The organism is Arthrobacter sp. P1_B9, assembly GCF_056406495.1.
Genome location: NZ_JBFUAA010000018.1, coordinates 25,380 through 49,663, shown reverse-complemented (window position 1 = coordinate 49,663; position 24,284 = coordinate 25,380). Strand labels below are relative to the sequence as shown.

The following is a 24,284-nucleotide window of genomic DNA, read 5'->3' as shown; positions in this document are numbered from 1 at the left end:
GGCCCTAAACTGACAGGACGCACTACCGCTCGATGACGCCCAAGCGCCCGGCAGCCCAGCTGCCGGGCGCTTGGGCGTTCGGTTCAGCCCTCGTCGGCGCCGAAGGGGGTGACCACCGTGCGGCGGGGCGTCCCGGCGTCGTCGTAGTTCAGGGTGCTGACGCGGACGCCGTACAGCGCGGAAAGCTGCGCATCGGCGAGGAGCGGCCCGGCAGGCCCGGTCACCACACCCGCGGCGCCCATGAGGACCACCGAGTCCGCGAGGAACAGGGCGTGGTCCGGGTGATGGGTGCTCACGAGCAGCGACATCCCGGTCCGCACGAGTTCCCTCAGCAGCTGGAGGACCCGGACCTGGTTCTTCAGGTCCAGCCCGGTGGACGGCTCATCCAGGACGAGGAGCCGCGAACCGCCCGCGATAGCCCGTGCAATGAGGACCAGCTGCTGCTCGCCCCCGCTGAGCGTCGGAAACAGCCGGTCGGCCAGGGCGGCTATCCCCACCCGGTCCATGGCGCGGAGCGCGGCGGCCCTGTCCCGGCTGCCGGGGGAGCGGAAAACGCCGATGTGGCGGGCACGGCCCATGACCACCATGTCCAGGGCCGGGTAGCCGAACGTGCTGCCGCGCGCCTGGGGAACATAGCCCGCCGTCTCGGACCTGCGCACCGCACCCTCCTGTACGGCCAGCATGCCGGCCGCGCAGCGCACCAGGGTCGTCTTGCCGCTGCCGTTGGGCCCCAGGACCGCGGTCACGGTGCCCGGCGGCACCGAGAAGCTGAGATCCTTGAACACCCAGTTCTGCGGCGAATAGCCAAACCCGGCCCCGCGCAGCTCAAGCACCGTCCCAGATCCTCTCCCGGTTCCGGCGCAACAGCACGAAGAACACCGGTGCGCCGATCAGGGCGGTCAGGACGCCCAACGGGATTTCCCCGGCCGTGGCGGTGCGCGCGATGGTGTCGATGGCGATCAGGTAGGCCCCGCCCAGCAGGAAGGAGACCGGCAGCAGCACCCGGTGGTCCGGTCCCACCCACATGCGTGCGAGGTGCGGGATGACCAGCCCCACCCAGCTGATGACGCCGCTGACGGCGACGGCCCCGGCGACCATGAGAGCCACGGCGGCGAGGACCGCCCAGCGCAGGGGGCGGGGCCGGAGCCCCAGGGCGGTGGCGTCGTCGTCGCCGAGCGAGAGCACATTGATCCGCCACCGGAGGGCCAGCAGGACGACGCCGCCGGCAGCGATGGGAATGAGGGCCACCAGCACTTTCGCCCAGGTGGCGGTGGAGACACTGCCAAGCAGCCAGAATACGATGGCGGGCAAGGTGGTGAACGGGTCCGCCAGATACGTCACCAGGGCCACCAGGGCGGAGAAGAAGGAGGCCGTGACGATTCCTCCGAGGACCACCATGAGGATGTGGGCGCCGCCCCGCCCGGACGTGATGAGGAAGACGATTCCCAGTGCCAGCAGCCCGAAGCCGAACGATCCGCCCACGAGGGCGACGGGGCCCAGGCCCAGCAGCAGGGCCAGGGCACCGCCGAAGGAGGCGCCCGAGGAGACGCCGATGACCTCCGGGCTGACCAGGGGGTTGCGGAACACGGCCTGCAGGGCCGCGCCACCGATTGCGAGGGCGCCACCGACCAGCAGGGCCAGCAGGACCCTGGGCAACCTGATCAGCAGCACCACGTTTTCCTCGGCCGCGGGAAGGCCCGGGCCGAAGGGAACTATTCGGGAGGCCAGGATCTGCACGACATGGTCCAGGGACACGCTGTAGCGGCCGCTGGCGAGTGCAACCGCCGACACGGCCGCCAGGACTGCTCCTGAGAGCAGGCATGGACCGATGACCTGGCGCAGCCCCGGTCCCCGGCCGCCGGGGGGTCCCGTGGTCAGAGGCTGGGCCTCACGAAGCATCGAACTGCCGGTAGTTGGCCGAGGTGCCGTTGGCTTCGGTCCAGAGGATCTTGTCCAGCTCCGGCGCCGATGGCCGGTAGCGGTACAGGAAGTCGAAGTAGTCGTTTGTCTCGTCCCTCAGCGTGGAGAGGTTGCCGGAGGGGAAACTGACATCTGTGAGCCAGCGCCACATCAGTGGCGATTCCTGGCCGGGGGGATCCCAGCGGTAGCCGCCCAGCGGGACCTTGTAGACGCGGCGGGAGCGCACGGCGGAGACGCTTTGCCACACCGGGTTGCCGTAGACGTCGGCGGGCATCGCGTCGTCGAAGTTCCCGAGCAGGATGATTTCCGGATCCCAGGCCAGGACCTGTTCGACGTCCACGCCCACCATGCCCTTGCCCTGAAGGCCCTGCGGGCCGGTGGCGGGGTTGTGTGCCCCGATGAGCTTGATGTAGAAGTCGTTGTAGCTGCCGTTTCCGGCTACCTTGAGGCCGCCGCTGAACCTGTTGAAGTAGATGATGCCCGGGCCGCCGGTGCCGCGGGCGGCGGCCTCGGCCTGGATGGCCTTCTGTTGCCCGTCGCTGCGCGCCTTCATCTGCACGGCCCGGTCCGGCCGGCCCAGCATCGTTGCGAAAAGCGCGGTCCACGTGTCCACGTCCTGCTGCGTGCCGGTGTTCGTGATGCCCAGGACCTTCATCCCGGCCTGTTCCAGGGGTGCCGTCAGTTGCGCATCGCTCCACTGGACCACGACGTCGGGGTTCAGGGCCCGGATGCTTTCGACATTGGGCGTGAAGTCGGTCGTGGCGATGTCGTGCGGGATGTTCAGGGCCTCCGGGTACATGGTGCCCATGGCGCCGTCGCGCATGGCGACCCATGAGGCGTTGTGCATCCCGGCCAGATGGCCGGCGCCCTGGTCGACGGCGGCCAGCAGGGAGGCGGCGGGCATGGGAATGGTCACCACACGGGTGACCGGGCGGTCGAAACTCAGGACCGTCCCGCGCTGGTCCGTCACCTGGATCCCGTCCGGGCCGGAGGCGGAACCCGGGGGCGCAGTACCGGCAGCCCCTGCCGGCGGCGTTGACTGCGGCGACGACTGTGGCGCCGTGCCGGCCGCGGCGCAGGAAGCGAGGAACAGCGCCCCTCCGCCGTAGAGGGCCGCTGCCAGGACAGATCGTCGGTTGGCTTCGGGGACGCTCATCGGCCTACCTCCCGGGAAGGACCGCGCGCAACGGCCATTCGCTCCGCGCCGGCCACAGCAATGGTCCCGGTGCGGCATTTCCTCACAGCATCCGCCGAATGCGCAGGGGTGTCAATGCCGGTCACGACGGGCATTGTTCGCCGATGGGCGCCGGTGCTAGCCTCGCTGATATCCCCTGTGAAATGAGGCCACGGGATGGAAATCAACGGCGCCCAACTGTTTGTCCGCTACGCGTATCCGCCGAATTCGCGGGGCAGCTGCGGGCCGCCTGACAGCGACGCGCTGCTGCACTATGGCCAGTCCGGGGTGACCGACGCGGGCCTGCGCGAACTTGCGAAGGGGTTCGCCGGCGCCTGGCCGTACCTGGAGCTCATCGCAGGTGCCACCGGCAACCCGGACCCGCTGGACTACGCGGTGGTGGAGGCCTACTGGGTGGGAAACACGCTGCTGGACTCCGTGGGTGTGCGCAGCATCGGCAATTCCATGGAGGACCGGTTCCGCGCACGGACCGGGCATCAGTTCCCGCATCTGATGGAAGGGGTCCTGGCCGGCGGCGTCCCGCATCACAGCTTCCACGTCCTGGAAATCTATCCGTGGACGGGACTCTTGCGCGATGACAGGCGCTCATCCACGGCCCTGAATGTCCTTGACCAATGCCGCATCCGGTGGGGCGAGGTGGTGGCCGTCGAAGCGGACAGCGCCCTCGTGCGCTCGCGGCCCCTGGCGTGGGACGGGATGGCGCTGTCGCTGGGGGAACCGGTGATCGAGACGGCCAAGTACGCCGTGGCCGGGTCCGGCTTCATCGCTGACCTCATGCCCGGGGACATGGTGTCCCTCCACTGGGACTGGGTGTGCGACCGGCTCTCGGCCGCCCAGCTCCACCGGCTCCAGCACTACTTTGCGCGCCACCTCAAGATCGCGAATTCCGGCGTGGAGCACCGCGGCGCAGCGATCGCCCTCGAATAGCGGCGCCTTCAGATCCTTCAGTGGGGGAGTTCCTTCAGTGGGAGAGTTCCTTCAGTGGGGGAGTGAAGGCTACGGGACCGTGTCGGTGGGGTCCGGGCCCCGTCCCATGAGCTCAAGTCCCGTCATCGCACGGTCGGCGCCTTCCTGGTCCACGCGTTCCAGGGCGAAGCCCATGTGGATCAGGACCCACGTGCCGCTCTCCACGGGGCCGTCATCGAGGAGGCCAATGTTGATTTTGCGCTCCACTCCGGCCACATCCACGAGGGCGAGTTGCCCGTTGTAGCCGTCGATCACTTCGATGATCCGGCCCGGTATTCCCAGACACATCCGTGGTTCCTCCTCAGCCTGTTTCATCCGGAGCCGCGCTCGCGGGCGCTGCGTCTGCGTTCGTGATGCGGGCTGTGACCAGGGTGCGGACTGCTTCCACGGCTGCCGGAACGGCGCGGGACACGTCCTCGGACAGTCCCATGCCCTCGTCCGTTCGCCCCGCGATGCAGCCGACCAGGTAGGTCTCCGGCAGCGATCCGCCCAAAACACGCAGACGGCGGAGGACAGCCAGCGGGTCCATGCCATGCGGATCGAAGGCCGGATTGGCCCGCAGGCCGGCCGGCGTCAGCGGACCGCCGCTTTCCAGGTCCTCCACCCGGATCTTCAGGATCCGAAGCGTTCCCGCGCCTGCGCTCCCGTCCGCCGGGGCCGGGAGCACATCCACGAGCACCAGCGCATCCACCCCGTCCAGAAGATCGTAGGCGAGGTGCAGCCCGCGGATCCCGTAGTCCCGCACCTGGACCTCCTCCGGCGCCCAGCCGGGCAGGCCGGACACCTCCTCGGCCAGCCGGCGGGCGACGGCCGGCCCAAATCCGTCGTCGCGAAGGAACACGTTCCCCACGCCCGCCACGAGGACCCCGCTCACACCGGGCCTCACATGCTCCGCATTCGCACGTAGCGCTTGATGTCCGGAATTGAACGCAGGCCGACGACGGCTGCTGCCAGGCCCGCGGCCAGCAAGAGCACGACTGTCATGATGCCCAGAGCTTTCATGGTGATGGTTCCTTTCCGTTGTCCGGGGCCGGCGCCGCGGTGAGCGGCACGAGTTCCTCGGGGGCGAAATACAGATACCGTCCGTACCACTCCTGCAGTTCGGCGGCGGGGTCGGCCTCGAGGACCACCGCGACGTGCGTTCCGCCGTCGACGTCGAAGTGGACTCCGGTGACACGCCCCGACTTGCCGGCGAAGAAGAGGTCCTGGGCGTCGGCGCGGCGCAGCGGGACAACCCGCACCCTGCTGCCGCGTGAGATCGGGACGCCGTCGATGAAGACGGTGTCCGATCCCGGATCCACGGCGGCGTCCCGGGCCGGATCCCACCACGGCGTGCCGGTGTCCGCGTCGGAGGCGCCCGGAACCGAGAATTCCGGAACTGAGAACTCCGGATAGGCCGGGACCGCGGGGCCGGGGAAGCCGTCGCCTCCGATGCTCCCGGGTCCGAGGGGCGCACCGGCGTGCGGGTTCCGCAGGATGCCGTGCAACTGCTGGAGCTCCTCTGCCGTCATGTTTTCGCAGCGTTCGATGATCGCCGCGGCCCGGGCATCGGTTGACCGGGCCTCCGCCTTTTCCGCATCGGTCAGGGTGAGCACCCGCAAGGTCAGGATTTCATCGATCTCCGTCGCGTCGAACAGTTCCACGGTGCTTTCCGGTGCCACCGCCGGATGGTCATAGAGGATGATCGGGGACAGGAGCAGGACATCGCGCTGCCCTTCAGGGCCGGCGAGCACGGGCCAGCAGCGGTGCTGGCTGCACAAAGCGGCCGCCGCCGCTGCCCATCCCGGCGGATCAATCACCGACAGGAAGTCGGCATCGTGGACGGCGAGCAGGACATGGGCTCCGATGAACGAGTACTCGATGGCGGAACGCGTGTCGGTGGCCGCTGCCGCCGTGTTCTCCACCGTGACCCTGAGCCGCCACAGCGGCCCGTGGGCCGGCCCGGCCGCGGCATCTGCTCCGGCGGCCTGCCCCGGCGCCACCACTTGCGCCGCCAGCAGGCGCACCTCGCCACGAAGCTCCCGCCGCCGGCGCACAAGCCGGCCGGCAATGGCGCCGGCGGAATCCAGCACGGGCTCGATGTCCTCGTTCGCCGGCACGTTCACCGGCGCGGACACGCCGGCGGCAAGCTGGCCGAGGCTGTACGGCCCGAGGGTGATCTCCTGATCCGTTGCCTCGTCCCAGCTAAGCCACCGGGAGGCGCCGACGGTGAGTTCGTCGACGGGCGTGAATCCGCCGTCATCCGCGCGTTCGGCGGACCGTCTCTGGAGGTGCAGGAAGCGCAGGTGCACGTCGACCCGGGCCGCGGGTCCCGGCTCGAGGAGGCAATCCGCTGCCATGTCCGGCGCTTCGCCGGCACCGGATTCAGCCGCGCCCGGCGGCCCGAGCACGCCGAACTGCCAGCGGGCCTGGTTCTTGGCGGACGAGGCGCGGTAGGGGTACAGGAGGTATCCCTCGTAGAGGACGGCGTCGGCGACGGCGCGGGCCAGGCTGAGTCCGGTGTTCACGGCACCGGGTCGCCCGCCCCGGCCAGCAGCCCCTCGATAGCGGCCTCCCAGGAAATCAAGCCGTGGACCGCCTTGTACCTGGCCAGGGCCGCGAGGACGTCGCGGTCCAGGCGGATCCATCCCTGGTTCGGGAAGAATGCGTCCATCAGCGAGCGCCAGGCCGCCACGGGCAGGGCGTACCGGGTTTCCCGGTCCCAGGGAATCTGCTCGACGCCGAAGCCCGCCGCGCCGCGCGTGAAGACCGTCCCGGAGAAGAGGAACTCCAGCGGGACCGTCCCGTCCCGCAGGGAGTTCAGGTATTTTGCCGCTGCGACGTCGAAGTCGAACGTGCAGGGCAGCGGCAGGTCAACGTCGGCACTGTCCGCAAATCCCTGGACCAGGACGCCGCTGTGCATCCAGATGAAGGGCTTGAGTGTGGTGGGCCACCGTCCGCGGGTGCCGAAGAGTTCCAGCAGCCCGGCTTCCTCGTCGGCATCGTAGCCGCGGCGCTGGGCCAGGATCCGCACCTGGCACCGCAGGGCCATGGCATGGACGGCGGCGCCACTCTTCTCCTGGATCCGCAGGCGCGCGGTCAGCTGGGGTGCGGCCGCGTAGGGCTCCGGGGCGATGTCCAGCACACTGAATTCGAGCTCAACCATGGCGTCCCTCCAAGTCTGCCGCGGGGGCGCCCGGCCTGCTGCGGCGGCTGATCCGGTCGAAGAATCCCGCGAGCTCCTGGCGGGACTCCTGGCCGCCGTCGAAGCCTTTCCATACCCGCCGCAGGCGGCCCACCAGCTCGTAGCACGCATCGATGGGGACCAGGTGGCAGTCCGCCCGGTCCCGGTCCGGGCCGGGGGCGCGGATCAGCAGGGCTTCCGTGTCGGGGGCGAGCACGGTGATGGCCGGGTTGGCCGCCTCGACCAACGCCCAGGCAGCCAGGGGAAGTTCGGACTCCGTGGCGCCCGCGGGGCTCGGGTAGAAAGCGGCCGTCAGGCCAAGAGTCGAGTTGAAGAAGAAGAATGCCAGCCCCACCGGGATTTCCAGCTCGTCCCACTGGGCCTGGCCGAGCTCGAAGGGTTCGAATGAGAGGTAGCGGTCAGGGACGGAGCGGTAGCGCAGATGGGCCGACGAGTCCGTGAACAGCAGATAGCAGGGCCGGCACGTGCACAGCAGGGAGCGGCCCTCCAGATCCACCACGTGCTGGTGGACTTCCGGGATGGGCTCCGCGCACATCTCGCAGCGCTCGCCGGCAGGCTGGGCCGGGCGGGTGGACGTTATCCGGCGGAGCACGGCCAGCGCCGACGCGCTGTTTCCGGCCCTGTTGTTTCCGGCGCTGTTGTTTCGGGCGCTGTTGTTTCCGGCGCTGCCGGGCGGCTGACTCCCGGTTCCCGGCGTCGCCGTCATGCCCTGCTCCGTTCCCGTGCCGCGGAATTCATGTGCCGGCATCTCACAGAGGGTCCGCGGTGGTGGGGACGGCCACGGAGGGAACCCCGTCGCGGAGCAGCAGCGGAAGGGGATCAAGATGCAGCCCCTTGTCCTCGAGGCAGGCCCCGGCCTTCCGGACGTCGAAGTGGCTGCGGCAGTGCGGGCAGCGCAACAGCCCCCCGCCCACCGGGGCGGCCAGCGCCCGCTGCAGCGAGGCGCCCGGCATGGTGTGGGTGCACCGCGGGCAGCGGTCCACAAACGCGTAGATGTCCGGGCCGATCCGGCACGTGAGCACGTCCACGCCCGCCACCAGGAAGCCGGCCACGGCTCCGGTCTCCAGCTCAGCGAGGGCCGGGACCGCCTGCCACGTGCCTGGGGCCGGTGTGCCGGAGTCGGGGACCGCCCAGTCCGGCGCGGCACTGCGAATGCCGCCGTCGGGCGGGCCGCCCAGCCCGTCCAGCCGCGAGCGCAGGGCGCCGACCGGGATGAGGGCGGGAACGGCGGCGGGGGCCGCTTCCTCCACTTCGATGCCGGTCACCTCGGGCGCCGCAGATTCGATCGCGTCCTCGACGGCGAGCTTGAGCGTCACCGACGACGACGGACAGCCCTGGCAGCTGCCCAGCAGCCTCAGCCGGACGACGCCTTCTTCGCTGATGCCGAGCAGTTCCACATCGCCGCCGTGCGAGCCGAGGTAGGGCCGGACCGAGTCCAGGGCGCCGGCAATCCTGCCGGGCAGGTCCACGGGGTGCAGCCCGTGGATCAGGAGCAGGCCCGACACCAACGGGTCGGACGTGAGGGCGGACAGCGTTCCGGGCCCGAGCGCACCCTGCGAATCGAGCACGTGCAGGATCCGTTCCAGCCCGGCACCGTACAGTTCCGTCACCTGCCGGACCAGTTCTTCCGCCCGGTCCCGGGCCACCGGACCGCCCGAGCCCAGCGCGTCCAGGAGGGAACTGATCCGTTCACCGGCCGAGCCCAACAGATTCTCCCGGTCCATGGCGGGCTACTCACCGGTGAGCGACTGCGTGGGGGAGTGCAGCAAGTCCAGCGTCTGCCCGTCGCCGAGATACATGTGGACGCCGCACGGCAGGCAGGGGTCAAAGCTGCGGACGGTGCGCATGATGTCGATGCCCTTGAAATGGTCGCGGTCGTTCTCCTCGAAGATGGGCTGGCCCTGCACCGCGTCCTCATACGGGCCCGGTGTTCCCTCGGAGTCGCGCGGGCTGGCGTTCCACGGCGTCGGCGGATAGGGATGGTAGTTGGCGATCTTGCCGTCGCGGATCACCATGTGGTGCGAGAGTACGCCGCGGACGGCTTCGGTGAAGCCGCAGCTGATGGCTTCCTCCGGCACCTCGAAGGACTCCCACGTCTTGGTGCGGCCGGCCCGGATTTCCTCGAGCGCCTTTTCAGCGAAGTGCAGGGCGGCGGCCGCCGCGTAGGCCTGGAAATAGGTCCGGGCGCGGTTCCGCTCCAGCGTGTTGCTCCACTGCGGGATCTTCCATTCCAGGGTCACCGGGCCCTTCAGCGCAGTCTTGGGCAGCTCGATCTGGACGCTGCTGCCCGTTGACTTGAGGTAGCCGGTGTCGACTAAGCCGGCAAGGGCGGTCGACCAGAGCCGGGCCAGCGGGCCGCCGCCGGTATCCAGCGCCAGGTTGCTTTCGCCGTCATTCCACCGCGGTGACATCACCCAGCTGTACTTGTCCTCGAGGTCGCGCTTCTGCGGCCGCGGGTTGGTGTGCTGGTTCCAGGGGTGCCGGCGGTCCACCGGGTTGCCCAGCGGGTCGCGGGTGACGAACATTTCCTGGTCGCCCCAGTCCTCGTAGTAGGACGAGCCCAGCATGATCCGGATCCCCAGGTTGATGCGCACCAGATCCGTGGTCACGAGTTTGCCGTCCACCACGACGCCGGGGGTGACGAACATCTTCCGGCCCCACTCCGTCATGTCCTTGTAGGCGAAATTGCAGAACTCCGGGTCCTGGAAGGACCCCCAGCAGCCCAGCAGGGTGCGCCGCAGCCCCACCTGCTCGTACCCGGGCAGGGCCGCATAGAAGAAGTCGAAGAGGTCATCGTGCATCGGCACGACCTTCTTCATGAACTCCACGTACCGCATGAGCCGGGTGATGTAGTCCGTCATCAGCTGGATCGTCGCCACGGTGCCCACGCCGCCGGGGTAAAGCGTGGAGGGATGGACGTGCCGGCCCTCCATCAGGCAGAACATTTCCCGGGTCATCCGGCTCACTTGCAGTGCCTCGCGGTAGAACTCCCCGGTAAACGGATTCAGCGAGCGCATGATGTCCGCGATGGTGCGGTAGCCGTGCTCAGCGGCCTGCGGGGCCGGCGTGTTCTCGGCTTTGGCCAGCACCGACGGGTTGGTTTCGGAGACCATCTTCTCGCAGTAGTCCACGCCGACCAGGTTCTCCTGGAAGATGTTGTGGTCAAACATGTACTCGGCAGCCTCGCCCAGGTTGACGATCCATTCGCCGAGGTGGGGCGGCTTCACGCCGTAGGCCATGTTCTGCGCGTAACAGGAACAGGTGGCGTGGTTGTCGCCACAGATTCCGCAGATCCGGCTCGTGATGAAGTGTGCGTCCCGGGGGTCCTTGCCGCGCATGAAGATGGAATAGCCGCGGAAAATCGAGGACGTGCTGTGGCATTCCACCACTTGGTTGTTCTTGAAATCGACCTTGGTGTAGATGCCGAGGCTGCCGACGATCCTTGTGATCGGGTCCCAGGCCATCTCTACCAGGTTCTCGCCCGCGGTACCGTCCGCTGAGGGCATCGGAATCGTCGAAGTCATTGCATTGCCTCTCTGCCTAGCGTCCCTACCAGGTCCGCTTGGCGCCGGTCAGCAGATCATTACCGGGTTTGCGCCAGCGGGGTTCCTGGTCCAGCGTGTGCTTCGTGATGTTCCGCAGTGTCCTGATGGTCTTGCCGTACGGCATGATCGAGGCGGTCGACAGCTTGCCGCCGGGAGGTTCGTCCATGAACGGCATGAATTTGTCCGGGAAGCCCGGCATGGTGCAACCGATGCAGATGCCGCCCACGTTGGGGCAGCCGCCGATTCCGTTCATCCAGCCGCGTTTGGGCACGTTGCACTTGACCACCGGCCCCCAGCAGCCGAGCTTGACAATGCACTTCGGGGACCCGTATTCGGTGGCGAAGTCGCCCTGTTCGTAGTACCCCGCGCGGTCGCATCCCTCGTGCACCGTCTGGCCAAACAGCCAGGTCGGCCGGAGCGCCTCATCCAGGGGAATCATGGGGGCCTGTCCGGTGGCCTGATACAGCAGGTACGTCATGGTTTCGGAAAGGTTGTCCGGCTGGATGGGGCAGCCCGGGACGCACACGATCGGGATCCCGGCTTTGGAGCGCCAGTCATACCCGAGATAGTCGGGCACCCCCATGGCGCCGGTAGGGTTTCCGGCCATGGCATGGATGCCGCCGTAGGTCGCACAGGTCCCGGCGGCGATGATCGCCGTCGCCTTGGGCGCCAGCCGGTCCAGCCACTCGCTGGTGGTGATCGGCTGTCCGGTGTCGAGGTTGTTGCCGAAGGCTGCCCAGTAGCCGCCCGCGGCGTGCAGCTTTTCATTCGGGATGGACCCCTCCACCACCAGCACAAACGGCTCCAGCTCGCCGCGGTCCGCCTTGCGGAACCACTCGAGGAAGTCGTCGGCGCCTTGCTGCGGGCCGCATTCGAAGTCGATCAGCGGCCAGTGCATGGCAATCTTGGGTAGTCCGGGAAGCGCCCCAAGGGCTATCTCCTCGACGCTTGGCTGGGTTGCCGCCGTCAGGGCCACGGAGTCACCGTCGCAACTGAGTCCGGCATTGATCCACAGGACGTGGATCAAGGTTTCTTCCGCTTTCAATGCAGTAGCTGTAGGCATCGTTGCCTCCTTCGGAGCCCGCCCTGTGGCCGCGGCTCGAATGTTGCGTCAACGGTCAAACGCGTAGTCCGCCAGAGCGCGGCGCACTCCCGGCGGCAGCCGCCGCCGGGTGGGGATTCTTCCGGATCCACTCCAGCCAGCCGTCCATGCCGTCGCCGGTGGTAGCTGACAGGGTCAGGACGTCGACGCCGGGATTCAGCAGGCGCGCCTGGCGCACGCATCGCTCGACGTCGAACTCCACATAGGGGAGCAGGTCTGCTTTGTTGATGATCACCAGGTCGGCGGCCAGGAACATGTGGGGGTATTTCTGCGGTTTGTCATCGCCCTCCGTAACTGAGATCACGACGACCCGGGCCGATTCGCCGAGGTCGAACAATGCCGGGCACACCAGGTTGCCCACGTTTTCGATGAAGAGTGTCGATCCGGGGACTGGATCCAGCGCGCCCAGCGCCCGCTGCAGCATCCCGGCATCCAAGTGGCAGCCTGCCCCGGTGTTGATTTGGATCACCGGCCGCCCGGTTGACCGGATCCGGTCGGCGTCCAGCGAGGTCTCCTGGTCCCCTTCGATCACACCAATGTCCAGCTCACCGGCAAGTTCCCTGATGGTCCGGACCAGGAGCGTGGTCTTGCCGGCCCCTGGGGAACTCATGACATTGAAGGCCTGGATGCCGCGTCCTTCCAGCCAACCCCGGTTCCGTGCGGCCAGGAGGTCGTTCTTGGCGAGCAGGTTCTCCTCCAGGGAGATGAGGGTCCGTCCCTCCGCCGCGGGGCTGTGCCCGGCGTCGGCTGTCCCGGGGGATTGGGGATGCTGATGGCCGTGATCATGATCGTGATCGTGATCGTGGGGATGGCCGTGATCGTGCGGATGCGGATGTTCGTGCGGGGCCGCAGCAGCGGGCAAGATGTCGTGCACAGTGCCGTCGAGATCCGAAACTCTGGTGCCGGCGTCGTCGCCGCATCCGCACGTCRCACACATGTCTACGCAACCTCCACCGAGGTGACCAGGAGCTCCCGGCCACTGACGACTTCGACATCGGCACTGCCACAGGGGCAGAGCAGAAACATGTCCTCAAGGACGAACTCGTCGCGGCAGCTGCGGCATCTGGCCCGGCCCTCGGATTCATCGATCGTCAGGGTTGCCCCGGCCAGCGGCGTGTCAGCTGAAACGACTTCGAAGCAAAAGCGCACGGCGTCCGGGAGGACGCCGCTCAAGGGTCCGATCCGCAGGTTGACGCCCGTCACGGAGCGGCCACCGGTCCGGTCCAGGACCGCCTCCACAAGACTTTGCGTGATCGAAAGTTCGTGCATGAGCCGCTGCCACCTCGTCGTTTCAATGTAGGCCTGCGGGGTACAAACTTCAATATGTCCGGGGCCGCCGGAGGCCGGAACCGGCCGCCTGCTTCACCGCTCCCGGCGCGCCTGCGGGCGTCCCCCTTGGTGTCCCTCCGGGCCTGTCTGCCGGCACGCCCGGGCTGCCGTGACAGCCCGGTGGCAACCTTCGACTTCAACCCGAACGTCAAGGCACAGCCTCCGGCGCAGTGTCAAGGTCCGGCGAATACCGTGTCGGGCGCTGTAACCTTGGGAGGAACGCGCTGGGCTCCGGGAGCCCGGAGGCGGCAAAATGAAGCACGACAATCACCGTCATCGAAAGTGTGGATAGATACGTGAGCAGCGAACAGGGTTCAGCAACTCTGGAAGGCACCGAACTCGATCTGGAAGACGCCGTCATGGGCCCCACCGGGCGGCCCCAACGCGACTTTCCGGAGCCCGCGCCGCTGTCCTCCCACGGTCCTGCGCGGGTCATCGCCATGGTGAACCAGAAGGGCGGGGTGGGCAAAACCACGTCCACGATCAACCTCGCCGCCGCCCTGGCCGAATATGGCCGCCGCGTGCTCCTGGTCGACTTCGATCCGCAGGGTGCCCTGTCCGCCGGCCTGGGCACCAATCCTCACGAGCTCGACCTCACCGTGTACAACGTGCTGATGGACCGCAAGGTGGACATCCGCGACGCCATCCAGAAGACCGGCGTGGAAAACGTGGATCTGCTCCCGGCCAACATCGACCTTTCCGCCGCCGAGGTGCAGCTGGTCAATGAAGTGGCCCGCGAACAGGTGCTGGACCGGGCCTTGAAAAAGGTCGAGGACGACTACGACGTCGTCCTGATCGATTGCCAGCCCTCGCTCGGCCTGCTCACCGTCAACGCGCTGACCGCCGCCCATGGGGTCATCATCCCGCTGATCTGTGAATTCTTTGCCCTGCGCGCCGTGGCGCTGCTCGTGGAAACCATCGACAAGGTCCAAGACCGCCTCAACCCGCGCCTGCAGGTCGACGGCGTGCTCGCCACGATGTACGACGCCCGGACCCTGCACGGCCGCGAGGTGATCGCCCGCCTCGTGGAGGCCTTTGGCGACAAGGTCTTCGAAACCGTCATCAAGCGCTCGATCAAATTTGCCGACGCCACGGTCGCGGCCGAGCCCATCACAACCTACGCGGGCAACCACGTCGGTGCCGACGCCTACCGCCGCCTGGCCAAAGAGCTGATCTCGCGCGGCGGCGCGCCCTAGCCAGGGTCGTGGCAGGCGCCTTTTCTCCGCCAGCGAATCTCGACATGCCTGCGGAGCTCGACACGCGCGCGGAATCCGCGCGGGCCGCGCGGCCGGAGGACCCAGCAGAACAGGGCGTCAAAAAGCCCGGATTCGAAGTGCGGCTGGCCAACTTCACCGGCCCGTTCGATCTCCTGCTCGGCCTGATCTCCAAGCACCAGCTGGACATCACCGAGGTGGCGCTGTCCACGGTCACTGACGAATTCATCAAGTACATCAGGGGCCTGCAGCAGCTGGGGGAGGAGTGGGCCCTGGATGAGGCCAGCGAATTCCTGGTGATTGCGGCCACCCTCCTGGACCTCAAGGCGGCCCGGCTGCTGCCCGCGGGCGAGGTTGAGGACGATGAGGACATTGCCCTGCTGGAGGCCCGGGACCTCCTGTTCGCCCGGCTGCTGCAGTACAAGGCGTTCAAGCAGGTGGCCGGCATGATCGGCTCCACACTCGAGCTTGAGGCCCGGCGCTATCCCCGGCAGGTTGCCCTTGAGGGACACTTCGCTGCCCTGCTTCCGGAACTGCTGTGGCGGCACACCCCTGCCCAGTTCGCCTCCCTGGCCGAGGCGGCCCTCAAACCCAAGGAGGCAGCCCCCACCGAAGTAGGCCTCGCGCACCTGCACGGCGCGCCCGTCAGCGTCAAGGACCAGGCCGAGCTGCTGGGGAACCGGCTGCGGCTGGGCACGCCGCTGAGCTTCCGGGCCCTGATCGCCGACGCCGAATCCACGCTGGTGGTGGTGGCGCGGTTCCTGGCGTTGCTGGAGCTGTTCCGCGACCGGGCAGTGGGCTTTGACCAGCTGCTGCCGCTGGGGGAACTGACGGTGCACTGGACGGCCGATACCCAGGGGTGGAGCAGCGAAAACCTGAGTGAAGAATACGAGGACCAACTGTGAACGAACGACTCCCTGACGCTGCCCGCGAGGCCGGGCCGGACGCCGGGACAGACGCGCGGCCGGACGTCGCGAGCCTGCCAGGGGGTGCCTGCGCGGCCCTCGAAGCGGTCCTGATGGTGATCGACGAACCGGCCACGGCCCAGGCCCTGGCAGCCGGACTGAACCTGACGGTCGACGTCGTCGAGACCCTGCTGGCTGAACTGCAGCGGGAGTATAACGGTTATACTGTTAATGCCCCGGATGTGGACGATGCCAGTTTGAACGGCTTCAGCGCCACCGCCCGGGGTTTTGAATTGCGGAATATCGCCGGAGGCTGGCGGATCTATTCCCGCGCTGAATTCGCCGAGATCGTTGGGGAATTCGTGCTGGAAGGACAGACGGCCAGGCTGACGCAGGCGGCGCTCGAAACGCTCGCCGTCATCGCTTACCGCCAGCCCGTATCTAGGGCGCGGGTGTCTGCAATTCGAGGAGTCAACGTTGACTCTGTCGTGCGGACGCTGACGCAGCGGGGGCTGATCGAGGACTCGGGAACCGATCCTGATTCCGGAGCAATCCTGTACCGCACGACGTCGTATTTCCTGGAGCGAATGGGAATCGGCTCGGTGGCGGAATTGCCACAGCTTTCACCCCACCTTCCGGGGCTTGAAGGCATCGAAGAGTTTTACGACGCTGGAAGAATGTAGGCAGGAACAACTGCCTGCGCACGAGTATCCACTAGGGCAGAATCATTTTGCCCAGTCGGCGGGTGTTGTCGGGAGACAGCGGCCGTCGGCCAACAAACGAAGGACGGGTCATGACACAGGCGGGACGCCAGGGTTCACCACGTAACAGTTCGGGACGTAACAGTGCCGGACAAAACTCAGCGCAAGGCTCAGGCCGCGGCGCACAGGGCGGTTCGGGCCGCAGCGGCGGAGCCGACTACAAGGGCGGCGCAGGCCGCAGCTCCCAAGCCGGCGCCGGCCGCAGCGGCGGAGCCGGCTACAAGGGCGGCGGAGACCGCCCCTTCAAGCACCCCAAGCCTCGCGAAGAGGCCTTCATCGATCCGGACCTGCAGGGTCCGGACGGCGCGCCGACGGCCGCCCGCCCGGCTTCCGCTGACTGGAAGTCGAAAGCGCCTTCCGGCAAGGAGGCAGCCCGCAAGGCAGCAGCCCGCAAACCCGGCTTCGGCAAGGCCCCCGGCACTCCCGGCGCCCTCAAGCCCAAGCCGCGCGTCGGCGCCGGAGCGGCCAAGGCCACCGGTTCCCGCGTCTTCGGCAGTGAACGCTTCGGCCAGAACCTCGGGCCCGTGCGCAAGCCGGCCCGCAAGCGCGGACCCCGAGCCGAGGTGCCGCAGTCTGAGCTGCACGACGCCGACGGCACCCGCCTCCAGAAGGTCATGGCTTCCGCCGGCGTCGCCTCACGGCGGGTCTGCGAGGAAATGATCGCCGAGGGCCGCGTCGAGGTCGACGGCCAGGTGGTCACCGAACTCGGCGTGCGCGTCGACCCGAAGACGGCAGTGATCCACGTCGACGGACTGCGCATCCAGCTGGACGAGAACATGGTCTACATGGTCTTCAACAAGCCCAAGGGCGTTGTCTCCACCATGGAGGACCCGGACGGCCGCCCGTGCATCAGCGACTTTGTCCGCAACCACCACGGCGAACGCCTCTTCCACGTGGGCCGGCTTGACGTCGCCACCGAAGGGCTGCTGCTGCTGACGAACGACGGCGAGCTCGCCAACCGCCTGACGCACCCGTCCTATGAAGTGCCCAAGACCTACCTCGTGCAGGTCCGCGGGCCCTTCCCGCAGGGCGTGGGCGCCGAACTCAAGGGCGGCGTCGAACTCGAGGACGGCATCGCCTCGGTGGACTCCTTCAAGCTCGTCGACTCGACCCCGGGCCACGTGCTGATCGAGGTCGTGCTGCACTCGGGCAAGAACCGCATCGTCCGGCGCATGTTCGACGCCGTCGGCTTCCCCGTGCTGCGCCTGGTGCGCGTCAAGGTCGGCCCCATCGGGCTCGGCGACCAGCGCCAGGGCAGCATCCGCAACCTCGGCAAGCAGGAAGTCGGCCACCTGCTGGCCTCCGTGGGGCTGTAAGCATGTCCGCCTTCCGCACGCACGGCCGCGGCCACCTGAACGGCCCGGTGCTCGTCCTGGGCTCCGGGCTACTGGGCACCAGCATCGGGCTGGGGCTGCGGGGGCGGGGCGTCCCCGTGTTCCTCTCGGATCCCTCGCCGACCAACCAGGCCGTCGCCGTCGACATCGGCGCCGGCCTGCCGCTGGCGCGCCTCGAGGGGGAGGCGCCGGAGCTCGTCGTCGTGGCCGCGCCGCCGGATGTCACGGCGGACGTCGTGGCCAAGGCGCTCCAGGACTACCCGCACGCCGTCGTGGTGGACATCGCGAGCGTGAAGGCGCAGATCCTGGCCGATCTGCGCAGCCGAGGCGCGGACCTGGGCCGCTACGTGGGGACCCACCCCATGGCCGGGCGCGAGAAATCGGGCCCGGTCGCGGCCCGGGGCGAGCTGTTCACCTCCATGCCGTGGGTCGTGTGCCCGGCGGAGGAGACACTGCCGGAGTCCCTGCGGGTGGCGCGTGCGCTGGCCGGCGATCTCGGCGCCGTCGTGTCCGAATTCGCTGCCGACGAGCACGATGCAGCCGTGGCGCTCGTCTCACACCTGCCGCAGGTGATGTCCTCGCTCGTGGCCAGCCGCCTGCAGGGCACGCCCCTGCACGCCCTGTCCCTGGCCGGCAACGGGCTGAGGGATGTCACCCGGATCGCCGCAAGCGATCCCACGCTCTGGGTCCAGATCCTTGGCGCGAACGCGGAAAAGGTGGTGGAGATCCTGCACGGAGTCCGCGAGGACCTCAACCGGCTGATCGGCACCCTGGAGGCACCGGCCGCTCCCGGCGCCAGGCTGGACCTTGCCCAGCTGATCAGCGAAGGCAATGCCGGCCAGTCCCGGATCCCGGGCAAGCACGGCGGACCCCCGCAGGCATACTCGTGGCTGACGGTGCTGGTGGATGACACACCCGGACAGATCGCCAAGCTGCTGACCGAGATTGGCCAGATCGGCGTCAACGTCGAAGACCTCCGCCTCGACCACTCTTCGGGGCAGAATGTGGGCATGGTGGAAATTTCCGTCCTGCCCAACAAGCACGACCTTTTGATAGCAGCCCTCAACGACCGTGGATGGCGGGTACTCCAGTAATGACCCAGGAACTCATCGAGACAGTGGACGTAGTCCGCCCCGGCAAAAGCCTTGTGGTTGCCATCGACGGCCCCTCCGGCTCCGGCAAATCCAGCGTGAGCAAAGAGGTGGCCCGCCGGCTGAAACTGGCCTACCTCGACACCGGCGCGATGTACCGCGCCCTGACATGGTTCTGCCTGCAGAGCGGCACGGACCTGGACGACGGGGCCGCCGTCGAGACCGCCGCCGAGACCCTGCCGCTTGAAATCAGCACCAGCCCGCAGGAAGAGTACGTCCGCGTCGGCGGGCACGATGTCACTCTCGCCATCCGTGAACCCGCCATTTCCGCGGCAGTCAGCGCCGTCGCCACCACCCTGGGCGCGCGGACTGAACTGATCCGCCGGCAGCGTGAGCTGATCGAAAAGCACCACCGCCGCATGGTGGTCGAAGGCCGGGACATCACCACCGTCGTCGCGCCCCATGCCGAGGTGCGGATGTTGCTGACCGCCAGCGAGGAAGCCCGGCTGCGCCGCCGCGGCATCCAGCTCGGCGGCAGCCAGAATGCCGAGCAGCTGGCAGCCCAGGTCACGCACCGCGATGCCAAGGACTCCACCGTAGTGAACTTCACCACGGCCGCCGACGGCGTCGTGACCCTGGACTCCTCCGACCTGGACTTTGACGAGACGGTCCAGGCCGCCCTCGACATCGTGGACACCGTGGTCAACCACTCTCCCGTTCCGCTCCGGGCCGTCCACGGTGACTGAGGGGCGCGCCGGACTGCCGGGGACAGCGCCGGCCTCCCTGCCCGGTCAGTGGACGACGGCGTGGAGCCGGCCCGTGGGCTGGCTCCTGGACCACCTCGTCTACCGCACCTCGGTCAGCGGACGCTCCAACGTCCCGGCGGCCGGTCCCGTGATCTTCGCGGGAAACCACATCAGCTTCCTGGACGGGCCCGTCATGTTCGGCGCCTCGCCCCGGCCCATGCACATCCTCGTCAAGCAGGAGATGTTCACCGGGTTCCTCGGCCGCGTCCTGGCGGCGTCGGGCCAGTTGCCCGTCGACCGCCGCGGTGGCCGTGCGGCGCTGGCCACGGCCCGGAGCCTGCTCGACGCCGGACGGTGCGTCGGGATTCTTCCCGAAGGCACGCGGGGGAGCGGTGAGGCCGCCGCGATCAACAACGGCGTCGCCTGGCTGGCGCTTAACTCCCGCGCCACCGTGGTCCCCGTGGCCATCCTGGGCACAAGAATCGACGGCGAACACCTGGACACCGTGCCCGCACCGCGCCGGCGCCTGCATGTCAGCTTCGGCGGGGCCATCAACGTCAGCCGCAGGCCCGGCGAGACCGGGCGTGTTTCAATGGACAGGGCGGGAACCGAAATCCGGGCCGCATTAGCGCGCCATGTCCAGGACTCAGTACTAAGAACCGGGCAGCCCCTGCCCCACGCGGAATCACCGCATGAACGTCATGAAGAAGTAGCCGGGACGCCGGCAGATCACCACCTAAGGAAAGTGCAATGAGCGATACGACTCAAACCTCCGGCAATTTTGGCGCCGGCGAAGACGAATACACGCCCACCGGCACCGACCAGGTGGCTGAAAACCTTGCCGCCCTGGACGATGACGAAGCGGAACTCCGCGCGGCCTCGCTGCGTGCCGGGCTGGACGACTACGAGCTCGACGAAGACGACGCCGCGCTGCTGAGCGGCCACTTCGACGACGAGGACTTTGACGGCCCGGTCAAGCTGGACCCGGTCCTCGCCATCATCGGACGGCCCAACGTGGGCAAATCCACCCTGGTCAACAGGATCCTGGGCCGCCGCGAGGCCGTGGTCGAGGACACCCCCGGCGTCACCCGCGACCGTGTCATGTACTCGGCAAACTGGAACGGCCGCAACTTCACCGTGGTGGACACCGGCGGGTGGGAGCACGATGCCCGCGGCATCCACGCCCGTGTGGCGGAGCAGGCCGAGATGGCCGTGGAACTTGCCGACGCCGTCCTGTTCGTCGTCGACTCCGCCGTGGGCGCGACCGCGACCGACGAAGGCGTCATGAAGATGCTGCGCAAGTCGAAGAAGCCGGTCATCATGGTGGCCAACAAGGTGGACGACTTCGCCCAGGAAGCCGACTCGGCCACCCTCTGGGGCCTGGGCTTCGGCGAACCGTACCCCGTCTCGGCCTTGCACGGCCGCGGCGTGGCGGACCTCCTGGACCACGTCATGGACACCCTCCCGGAGTACTCACTGATTGAGGGCCTCGAGCGCTCCGGCGGACCCCGCCGCATCGCCCTGATCGGCCGCCCGAACGTCGGCAAGTCCTCGCTGCTGAACAAGCTCGCCGGTTCCGAGCGTGTGGTGGTGGACAACACCGCCGGCACCACCCGCGACCCGGTCGATGAATTCATCGAACTCGGCGGACGCACGTGGCGCTTCGTGGACACCGCCGGCATCCGGCGCCGCCAGCACATGGCCCAGGGCGCGGACTTCTACGCTTCCCTGCGCACGCAGAGCGCCCTCGAAAAGGCCGAGGTCGCCGTCGTGCTCCTGGCCGTGGACGAGGTGCTCAGCGAGCAGGACGTCCGCATCCTGCAGCTTGCCGTTGAATCCGGCCGCGCCCTGGTGCTGGCCTTCAACAAATGGGACCTCCTCGACGACGAGCGCCGCCGCTACCTGGAACGCGAAATCGAGCAGGACCTGGCACACGTGGCCTGGGCGCCGCGCGTGAACATCTCGGCCAAGACCGGCTGGCACAAGGACCGGCTCGTCCCGGCCCTGGACACCGCCCTGGAAAGCTGGGACAAGCGCATCCCCACCGGACGCCTCAACGCGTTCCTGGGCGAACTTGTCGCAGCGCACCCGCACCCGGTCCGCGGCGGCAAGCAGCCCCGCATCCTGTTCGGCACCCAGGCCTCGAGCCGGCCGCCGAAGTTCGTGCTCTTCACCACCGGATTCCTGGATCCGGGATACCGCCGCTTCATCACTCGACGCCTCCGGGAGACCTTCGGCTTCGAGGGCACGCCGATCGAGGTCAACATGCGCGTGCGCGAAAAGCGTGGCAAGAAACRTTAATTCCGACACACCTTGCCGTGGCAGCCTGAAATTGTCACAGGCACCCTCCCGGATCGTGTAAGCTTTTGGAGGTGGTTCGGCCGGACTGCTTGGAAGAAAACCTGGAGCGAATCCGGGAAGACTTCCGGGCGGAGAACGGTGGAACCAGCGGGYTGTAGCGCAGCTTGGTAGCGCACTTGACTGGGGGTCAAGGGGTCGCAGGTTCAAATCCTGTCAGCCCGACCACAGAAACAGCAGGTCAGAGGCCGTTTCCGGAGAATTCCGGAAGCGGCCTCTTCTGTTTGATTCGGCAGATGTAGCAACGAATGTAGCAACGCATGATCTAGTCGCTCAGAACCCCATGGCGTCGGACAGCTTCGCGATTGCGGCGCGGGCGCTGTCATCGGACGTGTGGCCGTAGATGTCGCCGGTGATGCTGACAGATGAGTGCCCGAGCAGGTCGGAAACCGCTTTGATGTTCACGCCGGCCTCGAGCATGGCCGTCGCTGCGGAGTGACGGAGTGAGTGGACGCCGACCTCCTCGAGGCCGGCTCGGGCTGCGGCGTTTTGAACGACTCGGAGGAGGTTACGCGGGTCGACAGGTTGGCCCGTCTCGGTGGTGAATACGTGCCCGGTTTCTGTCCACTTGCTGCCTGCGTGCAGCCTCTCCGCGATTTGAGCTTTCCGCTGCGCCGTCAGGAGTGCATCCGTGGCGGGGGAGAGCGGCAGCATTCGACGGGACCGTTCCGTCTTTGGCTCCGTCACTATCATTTTCTTGCCAGTCCGGGAGAGCGTGCCCCTAATCTTCAATACTCCTGCGTCGTGGTCAATGTCCTGCCAGCGCAATGCCAAACATTCGCCGCGGCGCATCCCCGTTGCGCTGATCAGCATGAGTGCCCGGTGGTAGCGGGAAGTCTCAGCGGCCTTCAGCAGGCGTCGGACCTCCCATGTTGAGAGGTGCCGGTCCTCGCTTCGCTTGACTCCGGGCCTGCGGATGACGGCAGCCGGGTTTCGAGCCAAGAGCCCATCCCGGACTGCACCGTCAAGGGCCGAGCGCAGGACGGTGTAAGTGGTCCGTATAGTCGAGTCCGAGAGTGCCCGTCTTTCTGCCTGGCTTCCGTCTTCGCAACGAACAGGAAGTGTACGGGCGCGGAGGCGAAGGACCAGTGCTTCGATGTCGGACGGCTTGAGCCTGTCCAGTCTTAGAGCGCCGAAGGGCTCAGGCGTCAGGTGCGTGGTAGCCAACGACCTGTATAGCGAGCGGGTGGACTCTTTGCGGTCGCTTACGGCCAGCGTGGTCGCTGTCCATTGCTGGAGCCACTGGGAGACTGTGGCTTTCGAGTCGCTGACTGGTTGGCCATCCTCGAGTCGGTCGCTGGCTTCGCGTAGTTTGGCCCGGACTTCGGCACGGGTCTTGCCGTAGAAGACTTTCCGGCCGCTCTTCGCTGTCACCGGGTCCTGAAATGTCAGAGCCCCGACGTAGCGTCCGTCTGACTCGCGCTTGTAAATTGAGCCCTCACCGTTGGCGCGTCTACTCATGGCTGCTGCCTCCGGCCCGGTTTCGCTGACTCCGTGACGTATCCGGAATCCCGGGCCAGACGTATGTACTTCTCCGAGGTACTTTTTGATATACCCAGGAGTTCTCGCACGGCTTTGAGCGGCGTACCGTCAATGTTCTGGTTGTAGATCGTGGCTGCCTGTCGGATGAGGTCCGGTTTTACCTCATTGGACCGCCGCTCGATGCTCCGTGCGATTCGGCGCTGAGCGGGCTGGTCATCTGTGAGTGCCTGCAACTGCGTGAAATACTCGATGACCCGCCGCCGGACGTCGTCGATCCGGGCGTGCTCGAAAGCCGCCGCAGTCAGGTTTTCGGTCGTTGCAGACTTGCCAGCGGCAGGGTCCTCGGTCAGCGAGAACTCCACGCCAACGCAGCGCACTGCCGTGTCCCAGGCCGAAAATTTGTACCAAATATGAAGGGTCAGGCCCGACTGTCCGGAACGGGCGCGTTCAATTGCGCCTGAAATGTCCCGGGGATCCAGATCATCTCCCTTAAGCCGGATGCGGTCGAGAACCATGAATCCGCCGGGAAAAGTTACTCCCTCGATCGTGAACGACTTCCGCGGCACGTCCGCGTCTGGCCACAACTCAAGAACAAGCGGCCGCTCGTGGTTCTTCGTCGGCTGGATCAAGCGGCGTTCAAGCTGCCGCCACTCAAATGGTGCTTTCACTGATGCCTCCCTCTGTGTGCTTTTAGCTTACGCAATATTCAAGCATCGTGGAAGTACAAGCAGTTGATGACGAACAGAGGCGGTTACGCATGGAACGTGTATTGGTGACGATAGAAGAGGCGGCTGGTGCCTTGGGTGTTGGCCGGTCCACCGTCTACAAACTGATGAACACCGGGGAGTTGATCCCCGCGAAGATAGGCCGACGGTCGCTACTCACAGCCGAGAGCGTCCGGGCTTACGCGGCCAAGGTCAGCGGGGCGAACGTGGTGGTGGGCGGTGGACGCGAGTGAGGGCCGCAGTTCTTGAACCGTCCACTAGTCTCCTCCGCCGCCAGGCTTCGCTGCGTTGTCCGCCAATGGAGTGCGGACGCCGGGACCCGCTGGACACGCGGCCGGTGGGATTCCTGATGGCACCGGTCGTGATGGGCCTTGAACCGTGGGAACTGTTCGCGGAAGCCAAACGCCTAGAGCGGGSGGGGTGGGGG

At 67.4% G+C, this 24,284-nt stretch carries 26 protein-coding genes and 1 tRNA gene; 11 read left to right on the top strand and 16 right to left on the bottom strand.

The genetic code is table 11. The annotated features are described in order from the left end of the window. Window positions 1-83 precede the first annotated feature (83 nt). The 3 genes from AC1D1A_RS19235 to AC1D1A_RS19225 form a co-directional block, all read right to left on the bottom strand. On the bottom strand, window positions 84-833 hold the full coding sequence (locus AC1D1A_RS19235; RefSeq protein ID WP_476850388.1) for an ABC transporter ATP-binding protein: 750 nt from the start codon (window positions 831-833) through the stop codon (window positions 84-86). Next, a complete protein-coding gene (locus AC1D1A_RS19230) occupies window positions 826-1,791 on the bottom strand; it encodes a FecCD family ABC transporter permease (RefSeq protein ID WP_476859873.1) in 966 nt (321 codons plus the stop codon). Before AC1D1A_RS19230 ends, AC1D1A_RS19235 begins: the two co-directional genes overlap by 8 nt. A 97-nt stretch (window positions 1,792-1,888) precedes the next feature. Then, window positions 1,889-3,076, bottom strand: coding sequence for an ABC transporter substrate-binding protein (locus tag AC1D1A_RS19225; RefSeq protein ID WP_476948471.1), 1,188 nt, complete (start codon window positions 3,074-3,076; stop codon window positions 1,889-1,891). Window positions 3,077-3,271: 195 nt separating this feature from the next. On the opposite strand from AC1D1A_RS19225, the gene AC1D1A_RS19220 reads away from it, so the two are divergent. Beyond that, window positions 3,272-4,042, top strand: a complete 771-nt coding sequence (locus tag AC1D1A_RS19220; protein ID WP_230008282.1) for a DUF6390 family protein — start codon at window positions 3,272-3,274, stop codon at window positions 4,040-4,042. Window positions 4,043-4,111: 69 nt separating this feature from the next. Here AC1D1A_RS19220 and AC1D1A_RS19215 read toward each other — a convergent pair whose 3' ends face one another. From AC1D1A_RS19215 to AC1D1A_RS19165, 11 genes are read right to left on the bottom strand one after another with little or no spacing between them, the layout of a single operon-like run. Then, on the bottom strand, window positions 4,112-4,369 hold the full coding sequence (locus AC1D1A_RS19215; RefSeq protein WP_230008283.1) for a HypC/HybG/HupF family hydrogenase formation chaperone: 258 nt from the start codon (window positions 4,367-4,369) through the stop codon (window positions 4,112-4,114). Window positions 4,370-4,382: 13 nt separating this feature from the next. Next, window positions 4,383-4,967 carry a hydrogenase maturation protease gene (locus AC1D1A_RS19210; protein ID WP_476873043.1) on the bottom strand — a complete coding sequence of 195 codons (585 nt, stop codon included), beginning with the start codon at window positions 4,965-4,967 and terminating at the stop codon, window positions 4,383-4,385. Continuing rightward, window positions 4,964-5,083 carry a DUF6893 family small protein gene (locus tag AC1D1A_RS19205; RefSeq protein WP_018772298.1) on the bottom strand — a complete coding sequence of 40 codons (120 nt, stop codon included), beginning with the start codon at window positions 5,081-5,083 and terminating at the stop codon, window positions 4,964-4,966. Before AC1D1A_RS19205 ends, AC1D1A_RS19210 begins: the two co-directional genes overlap by 4 nt. Continuing rightward, a complete protein-coding gene (locus tag AC1D1A_RS19200) occupies window positions 5,080-6,588 on the bottom strand; it encodes a hypothetical protein (RefSeq protein WP_476932328.1) in 1,509 nt (502 codons plus the stop codon). Before AC1D1A_RS19200 ends, AC1D1A_RS19205 begins: the two co-directional genes overlap by 4 nt. Next, on the bottom strand, window positions 6,585-7,226 hold the full coding sequence (locus tag AC1D1A_RS19195) for a DUF6084 family protein (protein ID WP_476857885.1): 642 nt from the start codon (window positions 7,224-7,226) through the stop codon (window positions 6,585-6,587). The genes AC1D1A_RS19200 and AC1D1A_RS19195 overlap by 4 nt, the downstream gene beginning before the upstream one ends. Beyond that, window positions 7,219-8,013, bottom strand: coding sequence for a DUF5947 family protein (locus AC1D1A_RS19190; protein ID WP_476948470.1), 795 nt, complete (start codon window positions 8,011-8,013; stop codon window positions 7,219-7,221). The genes AC1D1A_RS19195 and AC1D1A_RS19190 overlap by 8 nt, the downstream gene beginning before the upstream one ends. Before the next feature lies 1 nt (window position 8,014). After that, entirely contained in the window at window positions 8,015-8,989 is a 975-nt protein-coding gene (locus AC1D1A_RS19185; RefSeq protein WP_476948469.1) for a NifU family protein, read from the bottom strand. A 6-nt stretch (window positions 8,990-8,995) separates the two neighbouring features. Continuing rightward, the gene (locus AC1D1A_RS19180) at window positions 8,996-10,789 is read right to left on the bottom strand and encodes a nickel-dependent hydrogenase large subunit (protein WP_476948468.1); all 1,794 of its coding nucleotides are present in this window, start codon (window positions 10,787-10,789) and stop codon (window positions 8,996-8,998) included. 25 nt (window positions 10,790-10,814) lie between these two features. After that, window positions 10,815-11,873, bottom strand: a complete 1,059-nt coding sequence (locus AC1D1A_RS19175) for an NADH-quinone oxidoreductase subunit B family protein (RefSeq protein WP_476850398.1) — start codon at window positions 11,871-11,873, stop codon at window positions 10,815-10,817. A gap of 55 nt (window positions 11,874-11,928) precedes the next feature. Then, complete coding sequence (gene hypB / locus AC1D1A_RS19170; RefSeq protein ID WP_476948467.1) at window positions 11,929-12,849, bottom strand: hydrogenase nickel incorporation protein HypB; 921 nt, start codon at window positions 12,847-12,849, stop codon at window positions 11,929-11,931. 2 nt (window positions 12,850-12,851) lie between these two features. Next, the gene (locus AC1D1A_RS19165; RefSeq protein ID WP_028275916.1) at window positions 12,852-13,181 is read right to left on the bottom strand and encodes a hydrogenase maturation nickel metallochaperone HypA/HybF; all 330 of its coding nucleotides are present in this window, start codon (window positions 13,179-13,181) and stop codon (window positions 12,852-12,854) included. 356 nt (window positions 13,182-13,537) lie between these two features. On the opposite strand from AC1D1A_RS19165, the gene AC1D1A_RS19160 reads away from it, so the two are divergent. From AC1D1A_RS19160 to AC1D1A_RS19120, 9 genes are all read left to right on the top strand, one after another. Further along, window positions 13,538-14,437 carry a ParA family protein gene (locus AC1D1A_RS19160; RefSeq protein ID WP_018772307.1) on the top strand — a complete coding sequence of 300 codons (900 nt, stop codon included), beginning with the start codon at window positions 13,538-13,540 and terminating at the stop codon, window positions 14,435-14,437. 44 nt (window positions 14,438-14,481) lie between these two features. After that, entirely contained in the window at window positions 14,482-15,360 is an 879-nt protein-coding gene (locus tag AC1D1A_RS19155; protein WP_476948466.1) for a segregation and condensation protein A, read from the top strand. Next, entirely contained in the window at window positions 15,357-16,043 is a 687-nt protein-coding gene (gene scpB, locus AC1D1A_RS19150; protein WP_476948465.1) for an SMC-Scp complex subunit ScpB, read from the top strand. Before AC1D1A_RS19155 ends, scpB begins: the two co-directional genes overlap by 4 nt. Window positions 16,044-16,153: 110 nt before the next feature. After that, window positions 16,154-17,437, top strand: coding sequence for a pseudouridine synthase (locus AC1D1A_RS19145; RefSeq protein WP_476948464.1), 1,284 nt, complete (start codon window positions 16,154-16,156; stop codon window positions 17,435-17,437). Window positions 17,438-17,439: 2 nt separating this feature from the next. Beyond that, entirely contained in the window at window positions 17,440-18,549 is a 1,110-nt protein-coding gene (locus AC1D1A_RS19140; protein WP_476948463.1) for a prephenate dehydrogenase, read from the top strand. Continuing rightward, window positions 18,549-19,292, top strand: a complete 744-nt coding sequence (gene cmk, locus AC1D1A_RS19135; RefSeq protein WP_028275911.1) for a (d)CMP kinase — start codon at window positions 18,549-18,551, stop codon at window positions 19,290-19,292. Before AC1D1A_RS19140 ends, cmk begins: the two co-directional genes overlap by 1 nt. A gap of 73 nt (window positions 19,293-19,365) precedes the next feature. After that, on the top strand, window positions 19,366-20,046 hold the full coding sequence (locus tag AC1D1A_RS19130) for a lysophospholipid acyltransferase family protein (protein ID WP_476850474.1): 681 nt from the start codon (window positions 19,366-19,368) through the stop codon (window positions 20,044-20,046). Beyond that, complete coding sequence (der, locus tag AC1D1A_RS19125) at window positions 20,043-21,593, top strand: ribosome biogenesis GTPase Der (RefSeq protein ID WP_476948462.1); 1,551 nt, start codon at window positions 20,043-20,045, stop codon at window positions 21,591-21,593. Before AC1D1A_RS19130 ends, der begins: the two co-directional genes overlap by 4 nt. A gap of 148 nt (window positions 21,594-21,741) precedes the next feature. After that, window positions 21,742-21,818, top strand: a tRNA-Pro gene (locus tag AC1D1A_RS19120). 105 nt (window positions 21,819-21,923) lie between these two features. On the opposite strand, the gene AC1D1A_RS19115 is transcribed toward AC1D1A_RS19120, so the two are convergent. Beyond that, on the bottom strand, window positions 21,924-23,111 hold the full coding sequence (locus tag AC1D1A_RS19115) for a tyrosine-type recombinase/integrase (RefSeq protein ID WP_476948461.1): 1,188 nt from the start codon (window positions 23,109-23,111) through the stop codon (window positions 21,924-21,926). After that, window positions 23,108-23,800, bottom strand: coding sequence for a hypothetical protein (locus AC1D1A_RS19110; protein WP_476948460.1), 693 nt, complete (start codon window positions 23,798-23,800; stop codon window positions 23,108-23,110). Before AC1D1A_RS19110 ends, AC1D1A_RS19115 begins: the two co-directional genes overlap by 4 nt. Before the next feature lie 104 nt (window positions 23,801-23,904). On the opposite strand from AC1D1A_RS19110, the gene AC1D1A_RS19105 reads away from it, so the two are divergent. Continuing rightward, the gene (locus tag AC1D1A_RS19105) at window positions 23,905-24,090 is read left to right on the top strand and encodes a helix-turn-helix domain-containing protein (protein ID WP_476948459.1); all 186 of its coding nucleotides are present in this window, start codon (window positions 23,905-23,907) and stop codon (window positions 24,088-24,090) included. The last annotated feature ends 194 nt before the right edge of the window (window positions 24,091-24,284 follow it).